At 45.8% G+C, this 14213-nt stretch carries 8 protein-coding genes; 7 read left to right on the top strand and 1 reads right to left on the bottom strand.

The features are described from left to right. Positions 1-25 precede the first annotated feature (25 nt). Both ilvC and KRX19_04470 read left to right on the top strand, forming a co-directional pair. Complete coding sequence (gene ilvC, locus KRX19_04475) at positions 26-1039, top strand: ketol-acid reductoisomerase (protein MBV7434277.1); 1014 nt, start codon at positions 26-28, stop codon at positions 1037-1039. Then, positions 1039-1602, top strand: a complete 564-nt coding sequence (locus tag KRX19_04470) for a DUF2799 domain-containing protein (protein MBV7434276.1) — start codon at positions 1039-1041, stop codon at positions 1600-1602. The genes ilvC and KRX19_04470 overlap by 1 nt, the downstream gene beginning before the upstream one ends. Positions 1603-1795: 193 nt before the next feature. Here the strand turns inward: KRX19_04470 and KRX19_04465 are convergent, their stop codons facing one another. Next, the gene (locus tag KRX19_04465; GenBank protein ID MBV7434275.1) at positions 1796-3154 is read right to left on the bottom strand and encodes a DEAD/DEAH box helicase; all 1359 of its coding nucleotides are present in this window, start codon (positions 3152-3154) and stop codon (positions 1796-1798) included. A gap of 168 nt (positions 3155-3322) precedes the next feature. Between KRX19_04465 and KRX19_04460 the strand changes: the two genes are divergently transcribed. The 5 genes from KRX19_04460 to KRX19_04440 are packed head-to-tail and all read left to right on the top strand — an operon-like array spanning position 3323 to position 14137. Next, entirely contained in the window at positions 3323-3553 is a 231-nt protein-coding gene (locus tag KRX19_04460; protein ID MBV7434274.1) for a YgdI/YgdR family lipoprotein, read from the top strand. Positions 3554-3584: 31 nt separating this feature from the next. Beyond that, positions 3585-4433, top strand: a complete 849-nt coding sequence (metF, locus tag KRX19_04455) for a methylenetetrahydrofolate reductase [NAD(P)H] (protein MBV7434273.1) — start codon at positions 3585-3587, stop codon at positions 4431-4433. Positions 4434-4474: 41 nt separating this feature from the next. Continuing rightward, positions 4475-6010 (top strand): murein biosynthesis integral membrane protein MurJ, encoded by a 1536-nt coding sequence (gene murJ / locus KRX19_04450; GenBank protein ID MBV7434272.1) that lies wholly within the window; start codon positions 4475-4477, stop codon positions 6008-6010. A gap of 51 nt (positions 6011-6061) precedes the next feature. Next, positions 6062-8002: an autotransporter assembly complex protein TamA gene (locus KRX19_04445; GenBank protein ID MBV7434271.1), complete on the top strand. Its 1941-nt coding sequence runs from the start codon at positions 6062-6064 to the stop codon at positions 8000-8002. A gap of 3 nt (positions 8003-8005) precedes the next feature. Next, positions 8006-14137, top strand: coding sequence for a translocation/assembly module TamB domain-containing protein (locus KRX19_04440; protein MBV7434270.1), 6132 nt, complete (start codon positions 8006-8008; stop codon positions 14135-14137). Positions 14138-14213 lie beyond the last annotated feature (76 nt).

Raw genomic sequence — 14213 nt, 5'->3', positions numbered from 1 at the left:
ATTTACTGATACTTTTGGAGAAAATATGAAAGTTTTTTATGATCATGATGCAGATATGTCTGTATTGCAGGGTAAGAAAGTAGCTATTATCGGCTACGGCTCTCAGGGTCACGCTCATGCGAATAACCTGAATGACTCAGGTGTCGACGTCACAGTTGGGTTGCGCAAAGGTGGCGCAAGCTGGAAAAAAGCTGAAAATGCTGGCTTGACCGTCAAAGAAGTTAATGAAGCGGTTAAAGATGCAGATGTTGTCATGATTTTGTTGCCAGATGAGTCTATTGCAGAAGTCTATCAGCAGATTGAAGCTGATATTAAAGAAGGCGCTGCTTTAGCTTTTGCTCACGGCTTTAACGTGCATTATGGCCAGGTTAAGCCACGTGCTGATTTGGATGTAATCATGGTAGCTCCTAAAGCACCTGGTCATACAGTACGCTCGACCTATCAAGGTGGCGGTGGTGTCCCGCATCTGATCGCCATCGATCAGGACCAAAGTGGTAAGGCTCGCGATGTGGCTATGGCATATGCTGTCGCCAATGGTGGTGGCAAAGCGGGTATCATCGAAACCAGCTTTAAAGAGGAAACTGAAACTGACTTATTCGGTGAGCAAGCAGTTCTTTGCGGTGGTACAGTTGAGTTAATCAAAGCAGGCTTTGAAACACTCGTTGAAGCTGGCTATGCACCGGAAATGGCTTATTTTGAATGCTTGCACGAACTCAAGCTGATTGTTGATTTGATTTATGAGGGCGGTATTGCCAACATGAACTACTCAATCTCAAATAATGCTGAGTTTGGTGAGTACGTTACTGGCCCGCGTGTTATTAACGAAGAAAGTAAATGGGCAATGCGTGAGTGTCTGGAAAATATTCAAAATGGTGAGTACGCCAAGCAGTTTATTTCAGAGTACAAGGTTGGAGCGCCTGGTATGACTTCACGCCGTCGCTTGAATAGTGAGCATCAAATCGAAGTCGTCGGTGCTAAGCTGCGCGATATGATGCCTTGGATTAAAGCAAACCGCTTGGTTGACCAAGAAAAGAACTAATGAAACTGCGTATCTCATTGCGTAATATCATGCGATACACCGTACCTATGTGCGGTGTATTTTTTTATGGCTGTGCCACCTTGAGTGAAAAAGATTGTCACTTGGGCCGATGGTATGACATTGGGTTTCGTGATGGATCACGTGGTTATTCAATCTCGCGCTTAGCGGATCATCGTGATGCTTGTATAGAGTATGCGATTGAACCCAACCAAGAAATTTGGAAGCAAGGTTGGATGGAAGGTTTGCAGCACTACTGTCGTGCTGAAAATGCTTATGAGGTAGGGCGGACTGGCGAGCATTTTAATATGGCTGTTTGTTCTAATCAAAATGAGTTAGAAGTCGCATATCAAGATGGACTGCGCATTTATGAGACTGCTCTTGAAATAAGCGAATTGAAGCAAGAGCGTGCGGAGTTGGTGAAAAATGCTAAAGAAACGCTGCAGAGCAGACAATTTGAAAGTGATCGTGAACTGCTGCTTTATCGTGAGCAACTCTATTTTAGGCTGCGCCAGATAGACCGTGAATTGCGTTTGCTGCGTTGGGATCAGTTACTTACAGATTAATTAGCAGTTCTTGGTAAGCGGATCTGTAAGTTTGCCGCGCATAAAAGCGGCTTTCGCGTGGCTGCGCTGTGTTGGAACTATCTCTACTTTCGGTTGAGTACGGAGTGATTGGAGGGTGGGAATAACAAAAAGCTGCTTCGTTTAGAAGCAGCTTTTTGCTAGGGTACTACGTTCAATCTATAAAGGTAATACTTTAACGATTACCGTGGTTGTCCTGGTTTTGACGATTGTTGCGGCGAGGTGTACGCTTGCGGTTGTCAGTTCGAGTATTATTGCTTCGTCCGTTACCATTGCGTCGGTTGCCACGATTTCCTGCTTGTTCTCGACGCTGGCGCTGCTCACTCTTTAATGCTGCGAGCGCCTCGTCACTAGGAGGAATTACGTCAGCAAGTAATTCATCGTTAATATTTTCGACGGGGATTTTATTGTCAATGTAATGCTCAATTTCGGGCAATGAATAAACATATTCTTCACAAGCAAAGCTGACAGCTTTACCACTGGCGCCGGCTCGAGCAGTTCGGCCTATACGGTGAACATAGTCTTCAGCCGCTTGTGGTAAGTCATAGTTGAATACATGGCTAACGTCGGGAATATGTAAGCCACGTGCAGCAACATCAGTTGCTACGACAATATTTGTTTTACCACTTTGAAAATCCTTGATGACTTGTTCGCGTTTTTTCTGTGCTATATCGCCGGATAAAGCTGCATTAGGGTAGCCATTGGCTTCTAGGACGACACTCAATCGCTCAAGGTCACGCTTGGTGTTAAGAAATACAATACTGCGGCTAGGTTGTTCCTGTGCCAAAATTCCGAGTAGCAATGGTGTTTTTTCATGCTTGGCTGTGTGGTAAAGCACTTGTGTGACGTTATCAGCGGTTGGCTGATCGCTTTCAATGCTGATCGTTTCAGGTGCGTTGAAATATTCGTAGGCCAGCTCTTGAACTTTTTGTGCCATGGTTGCACTGAACAGAAGGTTTAAGCGTTCTTGTGCAGGAGGCATTTGCTTGAGTAAGTAGCGGATGTCGTCGATAAAGCCAAGATCAAACATTCTATCTGCTTCGTCGAGTACACAGACTTCTATGTTTTTAAGGCGAAAAACCTTTTGCTTGTATAGATCAATGATACGGCCTGGGGTGCCGATAACGATATCTATATTGGCTGCTTTAAATAGGTTTTTTTGATGCTCAATATTGGTGCCACCGTAAACTGCCAAACTTTTTAAGCCTGTGTAGCGGCCGAGTAAATCAGCATCTTTTTTAATTTGAATTGCCAGCTCACGAGTCGGGGCCAAGACTATTGCCCAAGGTCCTTTTGCTTTAGGATGAACAGGGTTGACCATCAGGTATTGCAGCATGGCGATGAGAAATGCTGCCGTTTTACCGGTGCCGGTCTGGGCCAGCCCCATGACGTCATGGCCTTCCAATGTTAATGGTAACGTTTTGGCCTGAATAGGGGTGGCATGAGTTAACTTGGCATCTTGCAAAGCTTCTTGAATGGCATCGTGTAGCGCGAAGTCTTTAAATGCCACCTTGGTTATATGATTTTCCGGCATAGGGTAGTTTGGGTAACTTAGTGTAATGTAATGAAACTATAATTATATACCAACTGAAAAGGAATTACATGTATGAGTGGCGGGCATTTTAATGTTAACTAACGTCTTGCTAATCACGGGAAATGTTATAATGCATCGGCTATATAGTTTTTAGAGGTGCTGTGCGTAATGAAAAAAAGGATCACGTTGTTTTTTGCTGTGATGGTGCTAGCTGGTTGTAGTGTTTTGAATAGTCATTCTCTCTATGAGGTACGTTTGACCAGTGGTGAACGCCTTTACGCGGATAGTAAGCCTGAATTAAAAGATGATTCATACGAATTCCATGATGTAAATGATCAAAAATATATTATTAACCGCGCTTCTGTGCTCTACATTGAGCCATCGGAATTTAGCCGTTGAATTTAGTGCGCATTGGATGTGGAGATAATTGATGAGTCATGTTAGGCCGCCGGTACGCGTTAGTTGTGAGTTTTTCCCGCCAGCCACAGAAGAGGGTGCTCAAAAACTTACTGAAGTTCGTGCTGCACTGAGGTTCTTGAATTGTGAGTATTATTCGGTAACTTATGGTGCAGGTGGAAGTACTCGTGAACGTACACTCGCAACGGTAGAGCGCATCTTAAAAGAAGGTGATGTGCCCGTTATGCCACATCTGACTTGTGTCGCAGCCCAAAAAAAAGATGTAGTCGATATTCTCGATTTATACCAGAGTTGGGGCGTTGATCGAATTATGGCTCTTCGTGGTGATATGCCTTCCGGCATGTATCAGGCTGGAGATTTGCTAAATGCCCGTGAACTGGTTGCACTTGTGCGTGAGCGCTGGGGGCAGTCTGTTCATGTTTACGTGGCGGCGTACCCTGAAATTCATCCACGTTCTAAAACGCCTGAGCAAGATTTACTTCATTTTCGTGAAAAGGTTAATGCGGGTGCTAATGAGGCTGTCACACAATATTTTTATAATGTTGATGCGTTTTTACGCTTCCGTGATGATGCGCAGCGCTTAGGCGTTAATATTCCAATTGTACCAGGTATTATGCCAATCACTAATTACACACAATTATCGCGATTCTCTGATATGTGTGGTGCACAGATACCGCGGTGGATACGTAAGCGGCTAGAAGCTTATCAAAATGATCTTTCTGCATTGAGAGACTTTGGGGCAGATGTCGTCAGTGAACTGTGTGCGCGGTTGATAGATGAAGATGTTCCTGCGCTGCATTTTTATAGCATGAACAGACCTGACGCTGTTACTGCGATCGCTCACAACCTCGGCTGGCACTAATATTTTGCTTTTCTTAAAACATTCAGGGCAGGAGATGTCCTGTGGCTAAATCACTTTGGCGTTCATCCGCTGCAATTGCGGTTATGACGATGCTGTCGCGCGTACTTGGTTTGTTGCGTGACATTTTATTGGCCCGTTATTTTGATGTCGGTATAACAGATCCTTTCTTTGCGGCGTTGCGTATCCCAAATACATTGCGGCGCTTTTTTGCAGAGGGTGGTTTTGCGAATGCTTTTGTACCGGTATTTTCCGAAACCAAAGCGCGTCATCCTGATGAATTGAAGGATTTGCTGCGCCATACATCGGGTACGTTACTCGGTATCCTGATGGTGATTACCGTTCTTGGTGTTGCCTTTGCGGGTGTGATTGTTTCTGTGGTGGCCTACGGTATGGTCGATAAACCGCTACAGTTTGCACTGACGACCGATATGCTGCGTATCATGTTTCCTTACATCATGTTGATCTCACTGACGGCGATGGCTGGAGGCGTACTAAATACTTTTCATCACTTTGCAGTACCGGCATTTACGCCCGTCCTGCTTAACGTTGCGATAATCGTTGCCTGTCTTTGGCCTTATGCTGGCGGTAATGGGGAAATTCCACCTTTAGCCTTGGCTTGGGCGGTGCTGTTTGGTGGCTTATCACAGCTGTTAATTCAACTTCCTTTTTTATGGAAGCTGGGATTGTTGGTTCGCCCGAAATGGGGCTGGAAGCACAGTGGTGTGCGGCGTATTTTGAAACTCATGATCCCGACTTTATTTGGTTCATCAGTTGGGCAGCTAACAGTATTAATCAATACTTTTCTCGCGTCGATGTTGGTGACGGGCAGTATTTCATGGCTTTATTATTCAGATCGAATGGTAGAACTACCAATTGCATTGATTGGTGTGGCGCTGGGAACGGTAATTTTGCCTCGCTTGAGTACCATGCGCAGCGTTGAAGATGAGGCGCGTTATGTCGCGACGCTGGATTGGTCACTACGTTGGGGGGTGCTTGTTGGTAGTGCAGCAGCCACGGGGCTATGCGTGCTTGCGCCAACGATTTTGCTCTCGCTATTTCATGGTGGCGAGTTCAAATTATATGATGTGGAAATGTCTACATTGAGCTTGCGGGCCTATGCATTTGGTGCGTTCTTTTGGATCGTTGTCAAAGTTCTTGCGCCAGCTTTTTATGCGCGGCAAGATACGCGTTCACCGGTCAAGGCCGGTATTACGGCAATGATCGTTAATATCATTCTTGCCTTAATCTTGAGCCAATATTGGGCGCATGTTGGGCTTGCCGCAGCGAGTGCTATTTCCGCTGCAGTGAATGTAACTCTGCTGCTAATTATGCTGCGTAGCCGAGGCGTTTATTTGATGCCACGCTCATGGCGTTTTTTCATCCAGGTGTTTGCGAGCAATGCTGCTATGGGTATGGTTCTGTGGTACTTACAGGATGATTGGCATTTGTGGTTGGAGCACAGCCGTTGGTGGCAGATTGGCCACTTAGTTTTATTAATTGGTTGTGGTATTTTAAGCTATTTTATGGCTTTGTGGATGCTGGGTGTACGCCGCCGACAATTGGTGATGAGGGGATAGAGTGAAAGCAAAGACAATATTTAATTATCGAAATCGGGGTTTGGAATCAAAATGACGAAACACAATACTGCTCTATATTTATCGTTATTCCCTGTTTTTGTGGTTGGATGTGGTGGGCAATTGCCAAATTTATCCTCGCAAGACGCACAGCCAGATACAGCTGCAGCCGCAAGCCAGTCCTCGCAAAATGTTGAGCGAATTGAGCTAAAAAAAGGTAATCCTTTGGAAAATCTTCAGTTTGCGGAAGATGATCAGAGTAATACAGGTGGAGATGTTGGTAGTCATAAGACAGTAGAAGAAAATGATGTCTTGGACGGAAAAACAGTTTCTGATATAAAAATAAGTGGTATTGAAAACGAAGAACAGCTCAATAATGCGCGGGTGTTTTTGACGCTAGAAAAACTCAAAGATAAAGAGGTCGATCGCCCTAATTACGTTGCTTACCTGATTGAAAATGGGCAAAAAGAAATTGCCACATCCCAGCAACCATTTGGGTATTACAACGTCGATGTTTCAGTTGAAAAACATTTCGAGGGCAATAACCTGATTGTTTCTTATGATGTTCGCCTTAATGATCCTGTTCATATTGATAAGGTTTCTGTGAAGCTTGAAGGTCAAGCCATGGGCGATGCCAAGTTTGCTGAGCTGTTGCAAGATAATCCACTGAAATCGGGTGATCAGTTAAACCACCTAATCTATGAGCGCTATAAATCTCGCTTTGAGGCACTGGCTGGAGCGCGCGGTTATTTTGAATCCCAGTTTGAGCGTAGTGTCGTTTACGTTAACCCTGAAACCAATAAAGCTGATATTGAATTGGTGTATGACAGTGGCCCGCGTTATCGCTTTGGTGATGTGGATTTTAGCGAAGTACCGTTAGATGAGGATTTGTTAGAGCGTTTTGTTGGTTTTAAAGCCGGTGAACCGTATATTTCAAGAGACGTTGCTGTTTTGCAGCAAGATTTGCAAGGTAGTGGCTACTTTCAGCAAGTCTTGGTTGGCAATAAACCTGATACAGCGACAAAGACGGTGCCTGTCGAAGCAAAGCTAACCATGAATAAGAACAAGCGCTATGTGTTTGGCATTGGCTATTCGACTGATGAAGGTGTGCGCGGTAAGTTCGATTTTGATTGGCGCTGGGTGAACAGTCGTGGCCATACTTTTAGCAGCAAAACCTTCGTCTCGCAAAGGAAGTACAGCTTCGACAATATTTACCGCATACCGGCTGAAAACCCGACCACTGATTATTATTATTTTAGACTTGGTGCGAGCCGTGAGGAAGATAAATATAAAACGACGCGTGCTTTTGCCGAAGGCGGTTATAACTTTGTTGTGGACAATTGGTCGCACCGTTATGCCTTGGTTAGTGCAATAGAAGATTTTACGATTGGTTCTGATCACGCAAAGGTTTTGCTGACTTATCCTCAAGCTCGAGTTATTTACAGCTCGAATACAAACCGAATTAACCCCAAGTCAGGCTACCAAATTGGTATCGGTGGGCGCGGAGCGGTAAAAGGCGCTTTATCTGATGTCTCTTTCGCACAAGCGGATTTGCAGCTACGTGCGCTGTATCCATTTAATGATAAAAATGCAGTGTCAGCACGTGCTGACTTGGGCGCAACGTGGACGGACAACTTTAGCCAGTTGCCGCCGAGTCTGCGTTATTTTGCTGGTGGGGATAGGTCGATACGAGGCTATGGCTACGAACAAATCGGCCCGCGTGATAGTGGTGGCAGTAATATAGGTGGTAAATATAAAGCGACTGTTGGCTTGGAGTACCAGTATTACTTTAAGCCGGACTGGGCTGCTGCGGTATTTGTTGACGCCGGTGATGCCTTTACCCACAAATTTGACACCAAAGTTGGCGCTGGTGTTGGTGTGCGCTGGAGCTCGCCGGTTGGCCCGATCTCCATTGATATTGCTCATGGGTTAAATGAGCCAAATAGTAAGAAAGTCCGTTTTCACATTAATGTCGGTACTGAACTGGATCTCTGATTTATGAAAAACACTGTTGGTTTTTTACTCAAGTCAATCAAATGGCTGCTGTTGACTTTACTGTTGATCGTCTTATTGCTGGTTGCATTATTGGCATATTTTACCGCGACTGAGACTGGCTACCGGCAATTGCCTCGAGTCATCAGTGCGTTAAGCCCTTACAAAATTAGCTATTCATCGCTGGAAGGGCACTTGTGGACGCGCCAATCATGGCGAGATTTTTCGCTACAGGGTCCTGGGGTTGATGCTCACGCTGATGCGCTGATTATTGATAATGACAGCGGCTTTTCACCCGCAAGAGTTGCATTTTCGCAAGTGCTCCTTTCAGGGGCAGATATTGATCTGCAGGAAAGTACTCAGCCTGATGATACATCTGGTGGTATACCGAAGCATTTGCCACAAATTGATTTGCCGTTTGATGTCGTGCTTGACGAAGTACGCCTTGATGATGTCGCTGTATCACAGAGTGGCACGAGTATTATCAAGATTGACCACGCCGAGCTCAATGCACGCTACCAGCATGGTCATCTTACCAGTGCGGTGATGATGCGTAGTGATTTGGCCGATGCGCAATTGGATGTGGATTTAACAACTTTGGAAGATTATCCGCTCAAGCTTGATGCGGAAGCTACCGTGCACAACCTTGCTGAGCCTCAGAAGCTCAAGATCGATGCTTCAGGGAGCGTGTTGAAGCCAGCCATGAATATTGCGGCAACGGGTTATGCAGAGCTTGATGCGACAGTTGCTGGCCTCGTGGAACTCGATAAGCAGCAGCTGGATTTAAAGGTTGACTGGCAGCAGCTGGCGGTGGCTGAGAGCATCACCAGTGAAGAAGGGTATTTACGTGCAGCTGGCCCCTTCGAGCAGCTTGCCATAAGTGCAGATGCCCAATTGGCCGGGCAAGACATTCCTGCAACCAGTATTAATGGTGGTGCGGAAGTATCAGCCAATGGTGCGAAAGATATCCATCTTGATATTGGGACGCTTAACGGCACGGTGGCGTTTATTGGTGAGGTTTCTTTCGCCCCCGTTATCAGCTGGCAAGGAAGTTTAACCGCTAGAGATATTGATGGTAGCGCTTACCAAAAAGATCTGGATCTGACTCTTAATGCCGATGTCGTCACAGAAGGTGAGTTAAGCAGTAAGGATCAGCATGCTTTGCTCACGATCAATACATTGCAAGGTAGTTGGCAAGGCTACCCGCTCAATGGCGACGGTACCCTGCGATATGCAAATGGAAGGGTGAATGCCCAAGGTTTCCACCTCAATATTGCTGAAAATACCATTACTGCGACTGGCGAGCTTGGTGAAAGTAACAGTGCCTTAAATGTAATTCTTGATGCTGCGCATTTGGATAACTTGACTCCGGCTGTGGATGGCAATGTCAATGCTCACTTCCTGTTGAGTGGTGATATAAGTAATCTTGATATTGATGGAGCGCTGAAGTGGCGTGATCTTTCCTATACCAATGATAGCGGTGAGCAATTGTTGCGTCATTCTAATGGGGATTTGGATATTTCAGGTCAGCCCAGTGCATTAAATTTATTGGTCAGTACTGAAGCCAGCGGTCGTGATTTCCCACCTACTCAAGTTGAAGGGAAAGCGGTCGCATCTGTTGAGCGAATCAGGGATATTGACTTGCAGCTTGTCAGTGGTGAAGGTCGTGCCCATGTGACTGGTGCAGTTGCATTGAAGCCAGATCTTGCCTGGGATGTCAATGTCGTCAGTGAGCAATTCGATCCGGGTCGTTTTGTATCAGATTATCCAGGTAGTATTAATGCCAATATTGATAGCAGCGGTGTCATCGCAAGTGATGGAAAAATTGCGGTCAGTGCCACTATTAATGAGCTTGTTGGTACGTTACTCAATTTACCCCTTACTGGTAATGGTGCTGTTCATTACGATGAAAATAGCATTCGTGCAGATAACTTACTGCTCAATATTGCGGGCAATCGGGTTAATGCAAACGGTGAGCTTAACGACAGCGATGGTCAGTTGTTATTAGATATTGATGCCGCCCAGCTGGCAACATTGGTACCTGAAATGACGGGTGCTGTAAGTGGTAAAGCCACTTTAAGTGGCGTGATTGATGATCCTAATATCAATGCAGATTTGCAGTGGCAAAACCTGAGTTATACAGAAAGTGAGAGCAAGACCGTATTATTTGAGTCTGAGCAAGGAACTCTACAAGCGAAAGGTAATTTAGAAGGGCTGAATGTTGTCACTGATTTGACTGCATCTGGCCGTGATTTTCCTCAAAGTCACTTGGGTGGCCGTGCAGATGTGAGCCAGACTGAAATCAGTAATATGGACTTGCAGCTTACAAGCGGCGAAGGTACAGCACATGTGACCGGAGTGGTCACACTTAAGCCCGATATTGCTTGGGACGTCAATGTTGAGAGTCAAAATTTTGATCCAGGCCGTTTTGCGTCAGACTACCCGGGTAATATTAATGCCAATATTGCCAGTAATGGCGTGATCACAAGTGACCGAAAAATTGCAGCTTATGCGACGATTCACGAGCTTAACGGTACGCTGTTAAACCAACCACTCAAAGGCAATGGGGATATCCGCTTCGATAAAGATGGCATACGTGCAGATAATTTGCTGCTCAATATTGCCGGAAACCGAATCAGTGCCAATGGAGAACTCAATGAAAGTGGTGGTGAACTTGCGCTAGATATTGATGCTAATCAGCTTGGTGCTTTAGTGCCGGGTGTTGCTGGTGCCGTGAGTGGTAAAGCAACGCTTACTGGTGCCATTGATGACCCCACTATCGACACTGACATACAGTGGCAAAACCTGAGCTACACAGATACGCAAGTGGATGCTGTTTTGTTTGATTCACCACTAGGTAGGCTGCAAGCAGAAGGCAATCTTGATGGGCTCAATGTGCAAACTGAGTTGACGGCATCTGGGCGAGATTTTCCACAAAGCAGCCTAAAAGGGCGTGCTCATGTTAATCAAGAGCAGGTCAGTGATATTGATTTGCAGCTTGTTAGTGGTAAAGGTACCGCTCACGTTACTGGTAGTGTGGCTATTCAGCCAGACGTAAGTTGGGATATTAAGATTGATAGCAAAGATTTTGATCCAAGCCGTTTTGTGCCGGACTATCCTGGAAATATCAATGCCAATATCGCCAGCAGCGGTACAATCTCAAGCGACGGTGATATAGCCGCTGATATGACCATCAATGAGCTGGGTGGCTCATTGCTTGATTACCCTCTCGAAGGTAATGGCGCAGTACATTACGATAGCAGCGGTATTCGCGCAGAGAATTTACGACTCAATATCGCCAATAACCGGATTAATGCTAACGGTGTGCTCGATCAAAGTGGAGGAGAGTTGGCGCTTGATATTGATGCTGGTCAGTTAGGGGCTTTGGTGCCAGGGATCAGTGGTGCGGTGAAAGGCCATGCCAGCTTGACTGGTGCAGTTAATGATCCGAATATCGACGCAGATTTGCAGTGGCAAAACTTACGCTATAAAGATCCCGATAGCAATGCGGTACTATTTGACTCTGCTCAAGGTGGATTACAGGCAAAAGGTAATATCGACGGGTTAGATGTCCAAACTGATTTAATCGCCTCAGGCCGTGACTTTCCGCAAAGTCGCTTAAGTGGCGGTGCGAGAGTCAACCCCAAGCGGGTTAATGATATTGATCTTGTTTTGCAGCAGGGTGATGGGCGTGCCAGACTTACGGGAAGTGCTGATTTACAGCCTGAAATCAGTTGGTCTATTGATCTAAAGACGGAAAATTTCAATCCGGGCGCCTTTGTTGACGGCTATGAAGGTAAGGTTAACGCAGATATTGCCAGTGAAGGGAAGATTTCAAAATCCGGTAAGCTCAATGCTAACGCAGAAATAAAATCCATCAGCGGCACGTTGAATGGTGAGCCTCTGAGGGGACAAGGTAGTGTCATCTTGGAAAATGGTTCAGTCAGTATGCAGGGCATGGAGGTTGGCCTGGGGGAGAATAAATTTGCTGTCAGCGGTGGTGTCGCCGATGGCAAATTTGATATGAAGTTCAACATTGAAGGGCGTAATTTGTCATCCCTGTACAAGCCACTTGGTGGTACTTTCGATGCTGTTGGTTCAATCAAAGGTAACGCTGAACAGCCTGAAGTGGATATAACTGCTTCAGCAAAAAATATTGCGTATCAGGATTACCGTATCAGTAGCGCTGATGTTCGCTTAGATAGCGCGTTGCGTACAGGTGGTGCGTTGAACAATACCATTAATCTTTCGGGCGTATCGCTGGCTGGTCAGCAATGGCAGTCTATCGCCCTGAATACAGAGGGCAAGTTTGATCAACACACTATAAAATTCTTAACCAATGGTGGGGAATTCAATCTTGATTTGGCTGCACAAGGCGGGCTAAAAGCACTTGATAGTTGGGTTGGGAAAATTACTCAGCTTAATGCAACCGGAGATGGCTTGAATTGGCACTTGCAGCAAGCGAGTGCTCTGGCGGTATCACCCAAAAGTCAAAAACTGGACGATTTTTGCCTCGTGGATGGGATATCGGGTTTGTGTGTTGATGTAGCGCATGATCAGCAAACCGCAATTACTTATCGAATTGACAAATTATCGCCGCAAAGCTTTGCAGCATTTATACCTGACATGATCCGCACAACAATCACTGCACAGGGGAAAGGGGATGTACGCATTGCGGCTAATGGGCAGATGAGCGGGCAAGCTGATATCACCTTTACACCCGGGAATATTGTTATTGCTCCTGAGGATTCTGCTCCAGTCACCTTGGACCTGACCAAAGGAAACATTATTGCCGCATTTAAGGGACAGCAGGCAAATATAGCGTCAGACATTGCATTTGCTGATGCTGGTGAACTTAGCCTCCGTACCCGGATCAGTGACTTTTCTGCGCCCAAGCTAGATGGGCAACTTGCAGTAAATATTCCAGATATCGGTGAATTCCGCTATCTCGTACCAATGGTTAGTGACATGCGTGGCAGCATTAATGGTGATTTACGTTTTTCAGGAGCTGCGTCTAATCCTGCTGTAGGTGGGCAAATCGAGCTTGCTGGCGGCTATATTGTTATTCCTGAATATGCAACAGAGCTGAGTGATATTCGCTTGCAGCTTTCAGCGGCACGCACAGGCAAAATTGATATCAATGGTCAAGTAGGCACGCCACGTGGCGCCCTCGATATCAATGGCGCTCTGGCTTTAGCGCCTGTACGCCTTGATCTTAATCTTGATGGCCAGAATATGTTGATCGCCGATGCGGAAAATATGCGCGTTGTCGTGACGCCAAGTTTCGATGTCAAAATAGATCCGGATCAGGGCATCAATGTTGATGGGAAAGTGATCATTCCAGAGGCACGTGTATCAATACCTGATACTTCAGGTGGTGTGAGTGTCTCGAAAGATGTAGTGATTGTCGGCAAGGACGACAAATCTACCCAGGAAAAAATCAAGAACGCGCAGACACCCTTTAATGCAAGTATTGCTGTCGAGCTGGGCGATCAAGTTTACTTCAACAACAGCGACGTCAATTTGCGCTTAATTGGTGGTATTACGGTATTTATGCGTCCGAATCGTCCTATCACAGCAGAAGGTACGATTTCAGTCGCTAGTGGTATCTACGAACTTTATGGGCAAGAGCTCGATATCAAGCGCGGGCGAGTAACCTTTTCTGGTGGCAATATAGCTAACCCTACAGTAGAAGTACTGGCATTGCGTGAGATTGCAGATGTTCAAGCTGGTGCACAGATTAATGGCGATGTTGAGCATTTACACCTAACCCTGACTTCAAACCCGGCAATGCCTGATTCGGCAATTCTCTCTTATTTATTGTTTGGGCGTGCGCCTGATTCAGGCACGGATACAGATGCATTGCTCCAAACCGCTGCGAGCTATACGCTAGGCGGCGTCTTCCCGGATAATCTTGCGCAGGAAACAGGGCTTGATGTTTTAGATATTGGCGTAACCGGCATGAAAGCAGGTAAGTACCTTGGTGATGACCTGTATGTTGGTATGCAGTCTAATTTCTTTACTGCACTGACGGAATTTATTGCTCGTTATCAATTCAGTGATCGTCTCAAAGCCGAAGCAACGGCAAGTGGGCAAGATAATGCAATTGACTTTATTTACGAATTTGAAAGCAATTAAATGACTTGGGTGCGGTGTGCTATCATGCCGCACTTTTGTCACGAAATTTGAGGATTGTACAGTGCCTGCTTACTGG

Source organism: Cardiobacteriaceae bacterium TAE3-ERU3, assembly GCA_019218315.1.
Lineage (GTDB): Bacteria > Pseudomonadota > Gammaproteobacteria > Cardiobacteriales > Cardiobacteriaceae > JAHUUI01.
This window is presented reverse-complemented; position numbering and strand designations above follow the sequence as displayed.